Annotated in this window: 21 protein-coding genes and 1 tRNA gene; 10 read left to right on the forward strand and 12 right to left on the reverse strand. The window is 70.9% G+C overall.

The genetic code is table 11. The features are described 5' to 3' along the window. Nucleotides 1-4 precede the first annotated feature (4 nt). Together surE and serS are read right to left on the reverse strand one after the other, a co-directional pair. Nucleotides 5-769 carry a 5'/3'-nucleotidase SurE gene (gene surE, locus FHY02_RS18920; RefSeq protein WP_183925159.1) on the reverse strand — a complete coding sequence of 255 codons (765 nt, stop codon included), beginning with the start codon at nt 767-769 and terminating at the stop codon, nt 5-7. Between the two features lie 165 nt (nt 770-934). Further along, complete coding sequence (serS, locus tag FHY02_RS18925) at nt 935-2215, reverse strand: serine--tRNA ligase (RefSeq protein ID WP_183925161.1); 1281 nt, start codon at nt 2213-2215, stop codon at nt 935-937. A 95-nt stretch (nt 2216-2310) separates the two neighbouring features. Here serS and FHY02_RS18930 point away from each other — a divergent pair, with 95 nt between their 5' ends. The 4 genes from FHY02_RS18930 (at nt 2311) to FHY02_RS18945 (ending at nt 4211) form a co-directional block, all read left to right on the forward strand. Further along, a complete protein-coding gene (locus FHY02_RS18930; protein ID WP_132909303.1) occupies nt 2311-2820 on the forward strand; it encodes a host attachment family protein in 510 nt (169 codons plus the stop codon). Nucleotides 2821-3011: 191 nt separating this feature from the next. Further along, the gene (gene dksA / locus FHY02_RS18935; RefSeq protein WP_183925163.1) at nt 3012-3494 is read left to right on the forward strand and encodes an RNA polymerase-binding protein DksA; all 483 of its coding nucleotides are present in this window, start codon (nt 3012-3014) and stop codon (nt 3492-3494) included. A gap of 120 nt (nt 3495-3614) precedes the next feature. Next, nucleotides 3615-3935 (forward strand): PilZ domain-containing protein, encoded by a 321-nt coding sequence (locus tag FHY02_RS18940; protein WP_183925165.1) that lies wholly within the window; start codon nt 3615-3617, stop codon nt 3933-3935. A 192-nt stretch (nt 3936-4127) separates the two neighbouring features. Further along, nucleotides 4128-4211: transfer RNA gene (locus tag FHY02_RS18945), tRNA-Leu, on the forward strand. Between the two features lie 455 nt (nt 4212-4666). Here the strand turns inward: FHY02_RS18945 and FHY02_RS18950 are convergent. The 5 genes from FHY02_RS18950 to FHY02_RS18970 all read right to left on the reverse strand — a co-directional run bounded on the left by FHY02_RS18950 (nt 4667) and on the right by FHY02_RS18970 (nt 6720). Beyond that, nucleotides 4667-4885, reverse strand: coding sequence for a DUF4170 domain-containing protein (locus tag FHY02_RS18950; RefSeq protein ID WP_132907437.1), 219 nt, complete (start codon nt 4883-4885; stop codon nt 4667-4669). Nucleotides 4886-5063: 178 nt separating this feature from the next. After that, entirely contained in the window at nt 5064-5519 is a 456-nt protein-coding gene (locus tag FHY02_RS18955) for a hypothetical protein (RefSeq protein ID WP_183925167.1), read from the reverse strand. 37 nt (nt 5520-5556) lie between these two features. Beyond that, nucleotides 5557-5832, reverse strand: coding sequence for a DUF3618 domain-containing protein (locus tag FHY02_RS18960; RefSeq protein ID WP_183925169.1), 276 nt, complete (start codon nt 5830-5832; stop codon nt 5557-5559). Further along, nucleotides 5829-6170 (reverse strand): phage holin family protein, encoded by a 342-nt coding sequence (locus FHY02_RS18965; protein ID WP_183925171.1) that lies wholly within the window; start codon nt 6168-6170, stop codon nt 5829-5831. The genes FHY02_RS18960 and FHY02_RS18965 overlap by 4 nt, the downstream gene beginning before the upstream one ends. Nucleotides 6171-6174: 4 nt before the next feature. Continuing rightward, the gene (locus tag FHY02_RS18970; RefSeq protein ID WP_183925173.1) at nt 6175-6720 is read right to left on the reverse strand and encodes a hypothetical protein; all 546 of its coding nucleotides are present in this window, start codon (nt 6718-6720) and stop codon (nt 6175-6177) included. Between the two features lie 132 nt (nt 6721-6852). On the opposite strand from FHY02_RS18970, the gene eno reads away from it, so the two are divergent. Then, complete coding sequence (gene eno, locus FHY02_RS18975; protein ID WP_183925175.1) at nt 6853-8133, forward strand: phosphopyruvate hydratase; 1281 nt, start codon at nt 6853-6855, stop codon at nt 8131-8133. Between the two features lie 44 nt (nt 8134-8177). Further along, nucleotides 8178-8495: a septum formation initiator family protein gene (locus tag FHY02_RS18980; RefSeq protein ID WP_258047973.1), complete on the forward strand. Its 318-nt coding sequence runs from the start codon at nt 8178-8180 to the stop codon at nt 8493-8495. Between the two features lie 198 nt (nt 8496-8693). Here the strand turns inward: FHY02_RS18980 and FHY02_RS18985 are convergent, their stop codons facing one another. The 3 genes from FHY02_RS18985 to FHY02_RS18995 are packed head-to-tail and all read right to left on the reverse strand — an operon-like array spanning nt 8694 to nt 11295. After that, nucleotides 8694-9518 (reverse strand): alpha/beta fold hydrolase, encoded by an 825-nt coding sequence (locus FHY02_RS18985; RefSeq protein ID WP_183925177.1) that lies wholly within the window; start codon nt 9516-9518, stop codon nt 8694-8696. A gap of 59 nt (nt 9519-9577) precedes the next feature. Beyond that, nucleotides 9578-10747 carry a 3-dehydroquinate synthase gene (gene aroB / locus FHY02_RS18990; protein WP_183925179.1) on the reverse strand — a complete coding sequence of 390 codons (1170 nt, stop codon included), beginning with the start codon at nt 10745-10747 and terminating at the stop codon, nt 9578-9580. Beyond that, nucleotides 10744-11295: a shikimate kinase gene (locus FHY02_RS18995; protein ID WP_183925181.1), complete on the reverse strand. Its 552-nt coding sequence runs from the start codon at nt 11293-11295 to the stop codon at nt 10744-10746. Before FHY02_RS18995 ends, aroB begins: the two co-directional genes overlap by 4 nt. A gap of 97 nt (nt 11296-11392) precedes the next feature. On the opposite strand from FHY02_RS18995, the gene FHY02_RS19000 reads away from it, so the two are divergent. Genes FHY02_RS19000 through FHY02_RS19015 form a run of 4 tightly spaced genes read left to right on the forward strand, consistent with a single transcriptional unit; the run spans nt 11393 to nt 15190 of the window. Beyond that, the gene (locus tag FHY02_RS19000) at nt 11393-11530 is read left to right on the forward strand and encodes a hypothetical protein (protein ID WP_165926994.1); all 138 of its coding nucleotides are present in this window, start codon (nt 11393-11395) and stop codon (nt 11528-11530) included. Next, complete coding sequence (locus tag FHY02_RS19005; protein ID WP_183925183.1) at nt 11511-13292, forward strand: hypothetical protein; 1782 nt, start codon at nt 11511-11513, stop codon at nt 13290-13292. The genes FHY02_RS19000 and FHY02_RS19005 overlap by 20 nt, the downstream gene beginning before the upstream one ends. Continuing rightward, complete coding sequence (locus FHY02_RS19010; RefSeq protein WP_183925185.1) at nt 13292-14230, forward strand: tyrosine recombinase; 939 nt, start codon at nt 13292-13294, stop codon at nt 14228-14230. Before FHY02_RS19005 ends, FHY02_RS19010 begins: the two co-directional genes overlap by 1 nt. Nucleotides 14231-14239: 9 nt before the next feature. Next, nucleotides 14240-15190 (forward strand): acetyl-CoA carboxylase carboxyltransferase subunit alpha, encoded by a 951-nt coding sequence (locus FHY02_RS19015; protein ID WP_183925187.1) that lies wholly within the window; start codon nt 14240-14242, stop codon nt 15188-15190. 211 nt (nt 15191-15401) lie between these two features. On the opposite strand, the gene FHY02_RS19020 is transcribed toward FHY02_RS19015, so the two are convergent. Together FHY02_RS19020 and FHY02_RS19025 are read right to left on the reverse strand one after the other, a co-directional pair. After that, the gene (locus FHY02_RS19020; protein ID WP_183925189.1) at nt 15402-15569 is read right to left on the reverse strand and encodes a Flp family type IVb pilin; all 168 of its coding nucleotides are present in this window, start codon (nt 15567-15569) and stop codon (nt 15402-15404) included. 150 nt (nt 15570-15719) lie between these two features. Beyond that, nucleotides 15720-15911: a Flp family type IVb pilin gene (locus FHY02_RS19025; protein WP_183925191.1), complete on the reverse strand. Its 192-nt coding sequence runs from the start codon at nt 15909-15911 to the stop codon at nt 15720-15722. Between the last annotated feature and the right edge of the window lie 24 nt (nt 15912-15935).

The raw sequence follows: 15935 nt of genomic DNA on the forward strand, positions 1-15935 counted from the left end.
CGATTCAGCCATAAGCACGCGCGAGCGGCTCCAGCGAGGCGTGGCGGGTAAGGTCGAGCTGGAGCGGCGTGACCGTGATCCATCCTTCCGCCACCGACGCGAGATCGCTCTCGCCGGGCGCCGCGGCGGCGACCTTGCCGAGCGCGAGCCAGTGATAGTCGAGGCCGCGCGGGTCGGTGCGCGTCTCGAAGCGCGCGCGGCCGTAGTCGCGCAGTCCCTGCGGCACGATGCGGATGCCGCGCACCTGGCCGACGTCCGGCGCGGGGAAGTTGACGTTGACCATGGAGCGCGGCGCCCACTCGGCGTCGAGCAGCGGGCGCAGCACGCGCTCGCCCCATTCCTCCGCGGCGGCGAAGGAGACGTCCTCGCCCGGCGCCCGCACGCCATATTTCTGGCTCAGCGCGATCGAGCGGATCCCGGCCAGCGCTCCCTCCATCGCGGCCGCGACCGTGCCCGAGTACATCACGTCCTCGGCGAGATTGCCGCCCCGGTTCACGCCGGAGAGGATGAGGTCGGGCGGCGTCTCGCGCATCACCTCGGCCAGCGCGAACATCACCGCGTCGGTCGGCGTACCACCTACGGCGTAACGGCGTGCGTCGAAGCGCCGCACGCGCAGCGGCTTGGTGAGCGAGAGCGAGCGGCCGGTGCCGGACTGTTCGTCGGCGGGAGCGCACACCCAGACGTCATCCGAGAGCCGCGCGGCGATGCGCTCGAGCACGGCGAGACCGGGGGCGTGATAGCCGTCGTCGTTGCTGAGGAGAATGCGCATCTCAGTCAATCCTCCCCGGCACGGGGAGGGGAACCGCCCGGCGTAGCCGGGTGGTGGAGGGGGGCTTCCGCAAGCGCTGCGCTGCGTGGCGAGCCCCCCTCCACCACCACGCTGACGCGCGGCGGTCCCCCTCCCCGCGAGCGGGGAGGATCAAAGGTACGCCGCTCACGCCATCGGCTCCAGCAGCGTCAGCCCGCCGAGATACGGCCGCAGCGCCTCGGGAACCGCCACCGCGCCGCTCTCCTGCTGGTAATTCTCCAGCACGGCCACCAGCGTCCGCCCGACCGCCAGCCCCGAGCCGTTGAGCGTGTGGACGAAGCGCGTCGCCTTCTCACCTTCCGGCCGATAGCGCGCGTTCATTCGTCGCGCCTGGAAGTCGGTGCAGGTCGAGCAGCTCGAGATCTCGCGGTAGCGCGCCTGGCCCGGCAGCCACACTTCCAGGTCATAGGTACGCGCCGCGGTGAAGCCCATGTCGCCCGCGCATAATTTCATCCGCCGATAGGCCAGGCCGAGCGCATCGAGCACGCCCTCCGCGCAGGCGGTCATCCGCTCATGCTCGACCTCGCTCGCCTCGGGCGCGACGATCGACACCATCTCGACCTTGTCGAACTGGTGCTGGCGGATGTAGCCGCGCGTGTCACGCCCCGCCGCGCCCGCCTCGGAGCGGAAGCACGGCGTCAGCGCGGCGAAGCGCAGCGGCAGCGCCTGCTCGCTCAGGATCTGCTCGCGCACGATATTGGTCAGCGACACCTCGGCGGTGGGGATCAGCCAGCGCCCGTCGGTGGTGCGGAACAGATCCTCGGCGAACTTGGGCAGCTGGCCCGTGCCGAACACCGCCTCGTCGCGTACCAGCAGCGGCGGCGCGACCTCCTCATAGCCGTGCTCGCGCGTCAGCCGGTCGAGCATGAACTGGCCGAGCGCGCGCTGGAGCCGCGCCGCCGGGCCGCGCACCAGCGTGAAGCGCGAGCCCGCGATCGCCGCGCCGGTCTCGAAGTCGAGCCCGAGCGCCGGGCCGATCACGTCATGCTCGCGTGCCGCGAAACCGAGGTCGGGAGGGGTGCCACGCTCGTGGACCAGCTGATTGTCCTCCTCGTCGGCGCCGTCGGGCACGTCCGCGTAGGGCAGGTTGGGCAGCGCCGCGAGCACGGTGTCGAGCTCGGTGCCGAGCCGCGCCTCCTCGGCCTCCAGTTCGGGCAGCCGCTGCTTGAGCGTCGCCACCTCGGCCATCAGCGCCTGCGCAGCCGCCTCGTCGCGGCTCGCCTTGGCGGCGCCGATCGCCTTCGACGCCTCGTTGCGCCGCGCCTGCGCGCCTTGCGCCTCGGTGATCAGCTCGCGCCGGCGTCGGTCGAGCGCGACGATCGTCGCGGCCGAGGGAGCGGCACCGCGCCGCGCCAGCGCGGCGTCGAAGGCGTCGGGATCGTCGCGGATCAGGCGGATGTCGTGCATGCGCCGCGCTATGGCCGGGGTGCCGCGGCGAGGCAACCCGGTGGACGTCCGCCGCGTTCACGCCCCACACCCGCACGGACAGAGGAGAATGAGCGATGCAGGTACCCCATGACTCGGTGGTGCTGGTGGCGGACGGGCGCAAGCTGCTGTTCCTGCGCAACGAAGGCGACGACGTTCACCCCAATCTGACGGTCGAGCACGCCGAGGAGCGCGCCAATCCCGCCAACCGTGACCAGAAGACCGACGCGGCCGGCGGCAGCTCGTCCACGCAAAGCGGCGCCGGCGCGCCGCGCGTCGCGCAGGGCGGGTCGGGTCACGCGCAAGGCGGTGGCGCGCAGTTCGCGCCGTCGCGCGGCAGCATGGAGGAGACCGACTTCCACCAGCTCGAGGAGGATCGTTTCGCCGCGGACGCCGCCGACCTGCTCAAGCGCCGCGCGCTGGCGAACGATTTCGAGTCGCTGATCGTGGTCGCGCCGCCCAAGACGCTGGGCGAGCTGCGCAAACATTATCACAAGGAGGTCAGCCAGCGGCTCACCGGCGAGCTGAGCAAGGACCTGACCGGACACACGATCCCCGACATCGAGCAGGCGCTGCTCTCGGCCTGATCGCACCGGCGTCGGAGGCGGCGCCGTCCCATCCTCGCACATATGCCGCGCCGCTCTGTTCATGACGAGGACAGGGCGGCGCGGCTAGGCGCGCGTGTTCGCTTGTGGTGACCGGCCCGCGCGACTATAGGCGCCCCGGAGGGGGCGCACAGCGGTGCTAACGACATCCTGGGCGCAGCGGGAGTAAGTCGATGGCGACGGCGATCAATCGTTTCGGTGAAGGGCCCGGCAAACTGGCGGCGGCGAATGACGAGGTTGAGGTCGGAGGGGCGAGCGACGGTTATCGCCCGAGCCCCGACGAACCGTTCATGAACCCGCGGCAGCAGGCGTATTTCCGCCGCAAGCTGCTCGACTGGAAGGACGCGATCCTGCGGGAATCGCTGGGTACCTTGTCACAGCTCCAGCTCGACTCACTGCGCGAGGCCGATCTCACCGACCGCGCCGCGAGCGAGACCGACTGGTCACTCGAACTGCGCACGCGCGACCGTCAGCGCAAGCTGATCTCCAAGATCGAGGCCGCGCTGCGTCGCATCGACGAGGGCGAATACGGCTATTGCGAGGTCACCGGCGAGCCGATCAGCCTCGGTCGGCTGGAGGCGCGCCCGATCGCGACGATGACGGTCGAGGCGCAGGAGCGCCACGAGCGCAACGAGAAGGTCTCGCGCGACGATTGAGCCGCGCAGCTCGGCCCGGCGCGCTAACACCTGCTTAACTATTTGCCGGCTAGGCTCGGCGGGGTTCAGCAGGCGGTGGGCAGGATGGAGCATTTCGGGCGACTGGCGACGGTGGGTGGTATGAGCGGGCGAGACGACGACATTCGGGCGCTGGGCAGCCAGCCCGACAAACGCCGTGACCTGCGCGGCCGTGACGAGGTCACGATGTTCGCGCGGCTGCGGCTCGCCGGGCAGGCGGACGGGTTCGACGTCAGCGTGCGCAATGTCTCGGGCGGAGGGCTGATGGCCGAGTTGCCGCACCCGCTCGCGCCCGACAGCGCGGTGGAGATCGAGCTAGCGGGGCTGGGCTGGGTCGCGGGCCGGATCGCGTGGCAGATCGACCGTCGCGCTGGCATCGCGTTCGACGAGCTGATCGACCCCGCCGCGATCATCCATCACTGACGTAGCGTACGAGCGAGGAGCGGGTGAGCGCGCCCACTCGGCGTGCCACGTGCTCCCGCGCCAGCCAGGAAGTCAGTATCACCGGCTTGTCCCCAGATCGCTGAGCTCCGGCCCGCGTAGGAGCACGAGGCAGCTCCGGTCGATCACACTCTAGACGAGGGGGCATCGGTCGTGCCAAGGCGCGCCGGTCACGCGGGCGTGGCGGAATGGTAGACGCAGCGGACTCAAAATCCGCCGGAGCAATCCTTGTCGGTTCGAGTCCGACCGCCCGTACCAGAGATCTGCATTGACGTTTTCTCTCGTTCCCCGGCGAGGCCAGGGCCCGGGTGGGAAACGCAGTAGCAACTACGATCGTCAGCCGATCGAGCCGTTGCCGTCGTGTCAGCCACTTGCTTCGCTACATCGTCACCGCCGGGAAGGTGGTGGGTTCACAGCGCTTTCAGCTTCGCATTGGCGGTGGCTCGGCTGATCCGATCTCACAATGTTTATTGTCGCGTAAGCGGCTAGCCCCACTCGTCATCCCGGGCCGGGCCCGTGATCCATGGTGCCACGAGGGCCGCGGTCGTCGCTCTCGCGGAAGGTTGAATCCCGGCTCAGGGCCGGGATGACAAGGAGGGAGGAGGAGGAGCGGTTCTCCTCCTCGCAGCGTAGCGCCCGCTTGAGGGACCGGCGACAGAGCAGACCACCGGAGGTGCGCGCCGCCTTCCTTGGCTCGACGCCCCTCCTCCCGCTCACGCCGTGAGGTCAGGCTCCAGCAGCCGATGCAGGTGCACCACCACATATTTCATCTCGGCGTCGTCGACGGTGCGCTGCGCGGCGGCGCGCCACGCCTTCTCGGCGCTGGCATAGTCGGGGAAGACGCCGACGATGTCGATCGAGGAGAGGTCGGCGAAGTCGAGCGTGCGCGGGTCGGTTACGCGTCCACCGAAGACGAGGTGCAGCTTGCTCATGGGGCGGCTCCTGAGAGGGTGAGCGGCGATCGGCCGCCGCCGCGTGACCCGAACAGGCGAGAGCAGCCGACGCGGCGCGCCCGACTGCTCTCCTGATTCCCGTGCGCTGTCGGTGCCGCGGTGCCGATCACCTGTTGTGAGACGGGCCTTAGCGCCACCTGCCGCGCGATAGAAGGGGTCAGCTGGCGGCCTTGACCTGCTCCTTGCCCGCCTTGGCGGCCGCGGTACCCGCGCTGGCCGCCGCCTTGACGACGCCCTGGAATAACGACTTGGCCTGGCCACGCGCGGCGTCCGGGGTGAGGCCGAGCTGCTCGATCTCGCTGCGTCCCGCCTCCTTGGCGGCGGCGAAGGCGGCCGTCGCGGCGGCGCTGACCTTCTTGCCCACCGGCGCGAGCAATTCGCGCTCGCGCTGGCCGCGCGGGATCACTGCCGCGACGAGCGCGCCGAGCGCGAGCCCGCCGACGACGAGCCCGAGCGGGTTTGCCTCGAGTGTCTCGGCAGTGGCATGTGCCGCGTCGCTGGCGCGGTGGCGCGCGCTCTCATAGGCGTGTGACGCGGCGTCGCGCGCCTGGTCCACGCCGTCGCGCAGACGGCCGTGGGTGTCGTCATGGTCATGCTGATGGTGGTCGGTCATGGTCTCTATCCTCTCGGCCTGGCGGACGATATTGATGTCACGATTTCTTCCTGCTCAGCACGCGCGCGATCCGCTTCCGGTTGAGGAACGCGAGCAGCAGCGCGCCGGCGCCGGCGACAGTCGCGGGATTGCGTCGAGCCGCCTCGAGACCGGCGCGCGCGGCGCGATTGCCGCCGTCGAGGACCTCTGCCTTGGCGACGGTGACGAGCCGGCGCGGCTCCAGCTCGGCTTGCAGCGCCTCGACCGTGCCGTTGAGCCGCGCCCGCGCCTCGGCCGCGCGCGCCTCGGCGGCGGTGAGATCGGCGCCGCTCATGCGCCCGGCCTCGCGGCGAGGCGTGAGCGGCCCGCGAGCGCGAGCACGAGCGCGACGATCAGCACGGCGCCGACCACCGCAGCGGTGGCGAGGCCGGGCCCGATCAGGGTCGCCAGCGACAGCACCAGGCCGACCAGCAGGGTAATCAGCGCGGCGAGCGCGAGCACGCCCGCCACCGCGAACAGCACCGCTGCCTTCTTGTAGCGGGTCGCCGCTGTGCCCGCCTTGGCCTTGGCCAGCGCGATCTCAGCACGCGCCACGTCGCGCGCATCGTGCGTGAGCCGCGCGACGAGATGGGGGATGCTGGGTTCCCCGATCACCGGTTCACGAAGGTCCATCGGGTCAGGCGTCGCGTTGATCGAGGCCCGCGCTCAGGAGCCGCGCGACGACGAAGCCCACGCCCGCAGCGACGCCCACCGCCGCTGCCGGGCTCTTGCGCACCAGCTCGCGCGCGTCGGCGAGCAGGTCGTCGACGCTCTTCCCGTCGATCGCGCTGGTGATGCCTTGCACGCGATCGGCGGCGCCGCGCGCATATTGGCCGTATTGCTCACCCAACTTGTCGTCGACCTGCTGCGCCGCGTCGCGCAGCAGCTGCGACAGCTGGCCGAGCGCGTCGCTCGCCTTGGCCTTGCCATCCTCGGCGAAGAGGCGCGCCTTGTCGGCCGCCTGCTCGCGACCCTTGGCGACATTGTCGAGAAGTGCCTGCTTGGCGCCGGCGACGGAGGTGCCCGCCTCGTCTTTATCCTCGTTCACGCCGCTCTCGGGCGAGAAATCCACGCCGGCGTCCTTGAGCGGCGCGGCTGGAGTGAAGTTCGCGTTCGCGGGCGGCGGCGTGATATCGCCGTCGCTGATCGGTTGCGCGGTATCGCGGTCCTGCTGGTCGGCCATGATCGATCCTTCCCTGGTCGAAGTCGAACAACCGGCGCGGGTGGCCGGGGTTCCCTCGCGTTGCAGCCTAACGCGGTGATCGCTACACGCGGCGGCGTCGCCGTTGGGGCAGCAAGCTAAGAGGATCGTTACGTGACCGCAATCATCGACCTGCACGGACGCCAGATCATCGACAGCCGCGGCAACCCGACCGTCGAGGTCGACGTCCTGCTCGACGACGGCAGCTTCGGCCGCGCCGCGGTGCCCTCGGGCGCCTCGACCGGCGCGCACGAGGCGGTGGAGAGGCGCGACGGTGACAAGGCGCGCTGGTCGGGCAAGGGCGTGGAGCGCGCGATCGAGGCGATCAACGGCGAGATCGCCGAGGCGATCGTCGGGCTCGACGCCGAGGACCAGCTCGAGGTCGATCACGCCATGATCGAGCTGGACGGCAGCGAGAACAAGGGCCGGCTCGGCGCCAACGCGATCCTCGGCGTCAGCCTCGCGGTCGCCAAGGCGGCCGCGGACGCGCGCGGGCTGCCGCTCTACCGCTACGTCGGGGGCGTGGCCGCGCACGTGCTGCCGGTGCCGATGATGAACATCATCAACGGCGGCGAGCATGCCGACAACCCGATCGACTTCCAGGAGTTCATGGTCGTGCCGGTCGGCGCGGAGTCGCTCGCCGAGGCGGTCCGCTGCGGCTCGGAGATCTTCCACACGCTCAAGAAGGGGCTGAGCGAGAAGGGCCTCGCCACCGCGGTCGGCGACGAGGGCGGCTTCGCGCCCAATCTCGCCAGCACCACCGACGCGCTCGACTTCATCATGACCTCGATCGAGCGCGCCGGCTACACGCCGGGCGACGACGTCATGCTCGCGCTCGACTGCGCCGCGACCGAGTTCTTCAAGGACGGCAAGTACGTCATCTCGGGCGAGAACCTCACGCTCGAGCCGGGCGCGATGGCGGACTATCTGGCCGATCTCGCGGCGCGCTACCCGATCTTCTCGATCGAGGACGGCATGGCCGAGGACGATTTCGAGGGCTGGAAGGCACTGACCGACGCGATCGGCAAGAAGGTGCAGCTGGTCGGCGACGATCTGTTCGTCACCAACCCGAAGCGGCTGCGCGACGGTATCCGCCAGGGCCTCGCCAACTCGCTGCTGGTGAAGGTCAACCAGATCGGCACGCTGAGCGAGACGCTGGAGGCGATCCGGGTGGCCGAGCGCGCCGGCTACACCGCCGTTATGTCGCACCGCTCGGGCGAGACCGAGGATTCGACCATCGCCGATCTCGCGGTCGCCACCAACTGCGGCCAGATCAAGACCGGCAGCCTCGCGCGGTCGGACCGGCTCGCCAAGTACAACCAGCTGATCCGCATCGAGGAGGAGCTAGGCGACGTGGCGCGCTACGCCGGACGCGACGTGCTCCGCTCGCGCTGAGGGGGCTTGCCAAGGACGTGGCGGCGCGCGAGAATCGCGCCGCCATGCCCGCCCGCAAACCCGATCGTCTCCGGACCACGCTCCGCTCCGCCGCGCTGCCCGCGCTGGCGGTGACGATCATGCTGTTCTTCGGCGCCTATGCGATCCTGGGTCCGAACGGCGTGCTCGCGCTGGGCGATTACAAGCGCCAGCTGGCCGCGCGCGAGCGGCAGTTCTCCGCGCTCGACGCGCGACGCGAGATGCTGCGCAATCGCGTCGCGCTGCTCGACCCGCGCCACGCCAATCCTGACATGGTCGATGAGCTCGTGCGCAAGGAACTCAACGTGGCGCATCCCGATGAGGTGATCGTCCCGCTGAAGTAAGGGGCGCGCAAGGCGTACGCGTGTCGTTCTGCCTCTCCCACCTATCGCGTCGCCCCGGCGAAGGCCCAGGCCCAGGTGGGAAGGCCGTTTTGGTACTCGCTCCCGCACCCAACTGGACCCCGGCTTTCGCCGGGGTGACGGCAGTTGGTGAGGGTAGGTGGCACTGCACCAGAAGCGACGATTGGTTTCCCTGTCCTCTCACCGCCCCAGGAAGGTCAGCAGGTCGCGCGTGAGGCGCTCGCCCTCCGTCGCGAACAGGCCGTGCGGGGCGCCGTCATATTCCACCAGCTGCGCGTGCTGGATGCCGCGCGCCGCCTGGCGCCCGCTCGTGTCGATCGGCACCGTCTTGTCGCTGGTGCCGTGCAGGACGAGCGTCGGCACGCGGAAGGCGGGTAGGTCGCTACGGAAGTCGGTGTGGCCGAAGCTTTCCGCGCATTTCAGCGTCGGCTGCAACCCCGCCTGCATCGCGAGCCGCCACGCCCAGTCGAGCGTCGCCTCGCTGACCGGGCTAGTGACATAGCCGACGCCGAAGAAGTCCTTGAAGAACGAGCGGAAGAAGTTCGGCCGGTCCTTCGCGATGCCGTCGGCGATGCCCTGCAGCGTGTCCTCGGGCACACCGTCGGGATTGTCGTCAGTCTGGAGCATGTAGGGCACGACCGAGCTGATCAGCGCGGCCGAGATCACGCCCTTGCCCTCGTAGCGCGACTGGTAGCGCGCCACCTCGCCGCCCCCCATCGAGAAGCCGACGAGCGTGACGTCCTGAGTCGCGCCAGCCGCCTCGAGCACGTCGTTGAGATCGTCGGTGAGCGTGTCATAGTCGTAGCCCGACCACGGCTGGCCTGAGCGGCCGAAGCCGCGGCGGTCGTAGGCGATCGCGCGGAAGCCGTTGTCGGCAAGCGCCTTCATCTGCGGGTCCCAGCTGTCCGACGAGAGCGGCCAGCCGTGCAGCAGCACAACGGGACGACCCTCGCCCCAGTCCTTGACGTAGAGGTCGGTGCCGTCGCGCGTCTTGACGTAGGGCATGTGGCTCGCTCCTTGAGAAACTAAGCCACGTTAACTTCCGCCCCGCGCCGCCGTTCCGCTCAGCCGGTCGCGTCGGCGGGGATGCTGGCCGCGGCGCGCGGCTGGGCGGCGAGGAAGGTCGTCACGTCGCCGAGCGCCACGTCGCGGTCGAGATAGGTCTGGCCGATGCCGCGCGCGAGCAGGAAGGGCAGGGTGCCCGCCTCCATCTTCTTGTCGTGTCGCATATGCTCGACCAGTCGCTCGGCCGGCGCGTCGATGCCCGCCGCGGCGAGCCCGTCGGGTAGGCCGCTGGTGCGCCAGTGCGCCGCCACGCGCTCGGCATCGCTCGTGGAGCAACGCCCGGTCGCGGCCGAGAAGGCGAAGGCGAGCGCGCAACCCGCGGCGACCGCCTCGCCGTGAAGCAGCCGGTCGGAGAAACCCGCCTCCGCCTCCAACGCGTGGCCGAAGGTGTGACCGAGGTTGAGCAAGGCGCGGCGGCCGTTGGTCTCGTGCTCGTCCGCGGCGACGATCCGCGCCTTGGCGGCGACCGCGTGCGCGATGGCGTGGGTGCGCGCCGCCGGGTCGCCCGCGAGCAGCGCGGCGCCGTGGCGCTCGCACCAGGCGAAGAAATCGGCGTCGTCGATCAGCCCGTACTTCACCACCTCGGCGTAGCCGGCGCGGACCTGTCGTGCGGGCAAGGTGTCGAGCACGTCGGGGTCGATCAGCACGAGGCGGGGCTGGTGGAAGGCGCCGATCAGGTTCTTGCCCGCGCGCGCGTTGATCCCGGTCTTGCCGCCGACCGACGAATCGACCTGTGCCAGCAAGGTGGTCGGGATCTGGACGAAGCGGCAGCCGCGCTTGAGGATCGCGCTGGCGAACCCGACCAGGTCGCCGATCACCCCGCCGCCCAGCGCCACGACATGGTCGCCGCGCTCGACTCCGAGCGCGAGCAGCTGGTCGGTCAGTTTCTCGAGTGTGGCCCAGCTCTTCGACGCCTCGCCGGCGGGGAGCACGATCGAGCGATGCCCGACCCCGACCGAGTCGAGCGCGCCCCCCAGCGCGGCGAGATGGTCGGCGACGTTGACGTCGGCGACGATCACGAGCGGACGCCGACCCGCCAGCGGCGCGAGCCACTCGCCGGCGCGGGTCAGCAGGCCGGGCTCGATCACCACGTCATAGCTGCGCTCGCCGAGCCGCACCGGGACGGTGGCGCCCCGGCCAGACTGCTTGCCGGTCTGCTCTATACTCATCTGCCCAGGGCCTCCAGGATCGCGCGCACGGTCGTCTCGTGCGGGGCGTTGGCGCTGGCGACGCGAAGATGCGCCAGCGCGTAGAGCGGGTTGCGGACGGCGGCGAGGTCGCGCAGTACCGCGGCCGGGTCGCGCCCGCGCAGCAGCGGGCGGGTGTCGCGGCGACGCACGCGCTCGGCCAGCACCTCCACCGGCGCGTCGAGCCAGATCGCCAGCGCCTCGGCCAGGATCAGCGCGCGCGTCTCGTCGTTGACGAAGGCGCCGCCCCCGGTCGCGATCACCTTCGGACGACCGTCGATCAGGCGCTGGATCACGCGGCGCTCGCCGTCGCGGAAATAGGCCTCGCCGAACTGCGCGAAGATGTCGCTGATCGACATGCCCGCGGCGATCTCGATCTCGGTGTCGGCGTCGACGAAGGGCAGGCCGAGCCGCGTCGCCAGTCGGCGCCCGACGGTGGACTTGCCCGCGCCCATCAGTCCGACCAGCACGATCGGCTGACCGATCCAGGCGGCTCCTCGTTCGCGCGGGGCAGGCGGGCTTTGCAACATCGTCGGCAGGGCTATACAGCGCCTTCATGCCCCGGCAACAGCGTGCGCGCCGCGCGCTTCTCCCGGGGCGGTTGGGCGCGTGCGCGATGGGGTATCCATGTCTCGGTTGATCGTCTCGGTGGTGGTGTTGCTGGTGATCGTGCTCGGCGCCCTGTTCTTCCTCGCCGGGCGCGCGACCGAGCAGCCGACGACGCGGGTCGAGAAGGCGGTCGAGCTTGGCAACCTCGCGAACTAGGCGCGCGCTCGTCGCGGGCGCCGCGGCGCTCGCGATCGGTGCCGCCGCTGCGGCGCAGCAGAGCCCCGAATCGCTGCTGCCGCCCGGTTTCGGCGACAACGCGTCGACGCCCACGCCATCTCCGGCGCCCTCGGCGGCCGCAGCCGCGTCGGCCGCGCCGGGCGCGGTACCCGCGACCGCGCCGCGCGTCACGGCGACCACCCCGGCAGGCCCGCTGCCGCCGCTCCCGCCGCTGTCGATGCCGACGCCGGGTGCGACGCCCACGCCGGCTGCACCGCGCTACGAAATGCCCGCCTTCGCGCGGCGGTCGCTCGGGCAGCTTGGCCCCAGCGACAGTTTCGCCGCCGACGCCTTCGCCGGGGCCGATGGCCGCTATCTCGAGCGACTGATGCGGCGGCTGTCGGCGCCGCTGCCGTCGCGCTGGCTCCAGATCGCGCTGCGGCGGCTGCTCGCCGCCGAGTTGGTCACGCCCGCGCACGTCAACGGCGCCGACTTCGCCGCCGAGCGCGCCTGGCTGCTGCTGCGCATGGGCGAGTCGGTCACCGCGCGCGCCGTGGCGCAGTCGGTCGATCTCGACCGAGTCACCCCCAAGCTGCGCCAAGTGTGGATGCAGGCCGCGCTCGCTTCCGCCGACCCCGCCGCGCTGTGCGCGCTGGCGCCGGGCGCGGGCGACAGCGAGCGCGGCTGGATCGTCGCGCGCGCGATGTGTGCCGGCCTGACCGGCACCGGCAAGACCCAGCCGCTGCTCGCCGACATCCGCCGCCGCCGCGTCGCCACCGGCATCGACCTGCAACTCGCGCAGAAGGTGATGGGGGCGGGGCTAGACAGCCGGCAGGCGATCACGATCGAGTGGGCGCCGGTGACTCAGCTCACCGCGTGGCGCTTCGGCCTCGCCACCGCCACCGGCGTGGCGGTGCCGGCCGATCTCTACGACACGGTGGGCCCACAGGTGACCGCATGGCGCGCGCTCGCGCCGGCGATCCCGCTCGCCGAGCGTGCCGCGGTCGCCGACCGGGCGGCGGCGATGGGCGCGCTGTCGTCCGCAGCGCTGGTCGACCTCTACTCGGCGCTGGCCGACGGCGACGACGTGCCCGCCCCGCTGGCGCGTACCGCCAACGACCTGCGCGATGCCTATGTCGGCGACAGCCTCGACACGCGGCTGGGCGCGATGGCGCGGCTGTGGGACGCGGCCGAGACGTCGGCGGCGCGCTATGGTCGGCTGATCCTCACCGCGCGCGCCGCGGCGCGGCTGCTGCCGGCGGGCGAGGTGGAGCAGGCCGACCGGCTGGTCGCATCCATGCTGAGTGCGGGGCTGGACCGCACCGCGCAACGCTGGCGCGGCCACGTCCGCGCCGGCAGCGACGCCTGGGCGATGCTGCTGCTGGCTGACCCCGACGGCGGCGCGCGCGGTGCCAACCCGCGCGACTATGCCCCGAGTGGAGCGAATGCCGAGCGCAAGAAGCAGCTGTTCTTCGCCGCGCTCGCCGGCCTTGGCGAGGTGCCTGCCGCCGACCTGGCAGACGAGGGCGAGCGCTTCGGCGTGCCGGTCACGCGCGCCGACAGCTGGACGCGCGCGCTCGACCGGGCGGTGGCGGCGCGCCAGCAGGGCACCGTGTTGTTGCTCGCCGCGGTCGGTCTGCAGGCGCGCGGCTGGGAGACGGTGCCCGCGGCATCGCTCTACCGCGTCGTCGCGGCGCTGCGCGCGGTCGGGCTCGACGGCGAGGCGCGGATGATCGCGGCCGAGGCGATCGCGCGGCTCTGATGGCCGGGCGCGGGCTCACGACCGGGGCGGGCGCCTCGGGCGAGGACCGGCAGGCGATCGAGCGCTTTCTCGAGATGCTCGCGGCGCAAGCCGGGGCAGCGGCGAACACGCTCGCCGCCTATCGCCGGGACCTCGCGCTGGCGTCCGGGGCGCTCGACGGCGGCCTGGCGCGCGCCGATGCCGCCGCGCTGGGCCGGCTCGCCGACGGCTGGACCGCGCTCGCCAGCGCGAGTGTCGCGCGCAAAGCCTCTGCCCTCCGGCGGTTCTTCGCCTTTCTCGCGGAAGAGGGCGCGCGCCCCGACGATCCCTCGCCGGCGCTGCCGCGTCCGGCGACGCGTCGCGCGCTGCCGCGCACGTTGAGCCACGCCGACGTCGACCGGCTGTTCGCCGCGATCGCCGAGCGACTCGCGCGCGATCCCGTGATCCCGACCGACTTGCGGCTGGCCGCGCTGATCGAGCTGCTCTACGGTTCGGGGCTGCGCGCGAGCGAGCTGGTGTCGCTGCCGCGCAACGCGATCCATCCCGACCGGCCGTTCCTGATCCTGCGCGGTAAGGGCGGCAAGGAGCGGCTGGTGCCCTTGTCCGATCGCGCGCGCGCCGCGGTGGCAGCGTGGCGCGCGCATGTCGCGAGCGACCGCGCCTTCCTGTTCCCCTCGGGGGCGACTCATCACCTCTCGCGCGTGCGGCTGTTCCAGCTGGTGCGCGCGCTCGCCGCGGAAGCGGGGATCCCGCCCGATCGGATCAGCCCGCACGTGCTGCGCCACGCCTTCGCGACTCACCTGCTGGAGGGCGGCGCCGACCTGCGTGCGCTCCAGACGATGCTGGGCCATGCCGACATCGCCACCACCGAGATCTACACGCATGTCGACAGCAGCCGGCTGGTCGAGCTGGTCAACGAGCGGCACCCGCTCGTTGACGCGTTGCGTCACCGCGACTAGCTGCGGCCGATGCCTAGTTTCCTCGACTTCGAAAAGCCCATCGCCGAGCTGCAGGCGCGCATCGACGAGCTGCGCGACACCGGTGACGCGGGCGCGATCGACATCTCCGCGGAGATCGCCAAGCTCCAGGCCAAGTCCGACAAGCAGCTCAAGGATACCTTCGCCAAGCTGACGCCGTGGCAGAAGACCCAGGTGGCGCGGCATCCCGAGCGCCCGCACTTCCGCCACTATGTCGCCGGGCTGTTTGACGAGTTCCTGCCACTCGCCGGAGACCGCGCGTTCGGCGACGACCAGGCGATCCTCGGCGGTTTCGCGACCTTTCGCGGCCAGCGCGTCATGGTGCTCGGCCATGAGAAGGGCGACGATACCGCCAGTCGGCTCAAGCACAATTTCGGCATGGGCAAGCCCGAGGGCTATCGCAAGGCGATCCGGCTGATGGAACTGGCAGATCGGTTCGGGCTGCCGGTGGTGACGCTGGTTGACACCTCGGGTGCCTTCCCTGGCATCCAGGCGGAGGAGCGCGGCCAGGCCGAGGCGATTGCGCGCTCGACCGAGGCGTGTCTCGCGCTCGGCGTGCCGCTGGTCGCGTCGATCGTCGGCGAGGGCGGCTCGGGCGGCGCGATCGCGCTCGCCAGCGGCAACCGCGTGCTGATGTTCGAGCATGCGGTCTACTCGGTGATCTCGCCGGAAGGGTGCGCCTCGATCCTGTGGCGCACCGCCGATCGCGCCCCCGATGCCGCCGAGGCGATGAAGGTCACCGCGCAAGATCTGAAGGGATTGGGCGTGATCGACTCGATCGTCCCCGAGCCGCTCGGCGGCGCGCACCGCGACCCCGCGGGCGCGATCCGCGCGCTGGGTGATTCGATCGAGCGCGCGCTCGCCGAGCTGACGCCGCTGACGCCGGGGGCGCTGCGCCAGGATCGGCGCGACAAATTCCTGCGTATGGGCCGGCTGAGCTGAGGCTTGGCGCCCGATCAGGGAGAAAAAAGGCTTCGCCTGCAACCTGCTCCGTCATCCTGAAACGACGTCAGGGTGACTCCGGTGTGAGGCTGTGCGCGTCACTGACTCGAGGGTAGTCGCAGCAGCAGGATCACGGCGCCCGCGGATCGAACAAGAAAAAGGCGACGGGACCGAGGTCCCGCCGCCCTTCATACAATGATGGACCAGCGGATTACGCGTTGGCCATCTTGCTCGTCGTGGTGCTGAAGGTGTTGTTCAGCTGGTTGCCCAGGCCCTTCATCGCACTGATGGCGGCGACGGCGACCAGCGCGGCGATCAGGCCGTACTCGATCGCGGTGGCGGCCTTGTTGTTCTTCAGGAAAGCGCGAATCTTCTGCATGTCGATCTCCGAGACAAATTGGCTTCAGTTACCCGGCCGATGAGCCTCTGAGGCTCCAGCGATGTCCGGTGTAGCTGCGGCACGGTTGATAAACACTTAAGCCTGTTCCTATGATTTCAGAATTTCCGGCAGGTTAGTTGAGGTCTTGTCTCAGCGGCCGACGAGAAGGTTGGTCGACACGGTGGTGAGGACGTCACTCAGCGCGGTGGAGACGCGGCCGAGCCCCGCGGCGATCGTCAGCGCGACGGCGGCGAGGATGAGGGCATATTCCACCGCCGTCGCGCCGCGGTCGTCGCGGCCGAGTCGCGAGAAGAGCGGGCGTCGGGTGCGAGGGCGTGCCATGGCGCGATCGTAGCGCATGGATGG

This window comes from Sphingomonas sp. BK069 (assembly GCF_014193405.1).
Taxonomy (GTDB): Bacteria; Pseudomonadota; Alphaproteobacteria; order Sphingomonadales; family Sphingomonadaceae; genus Sphingomonas.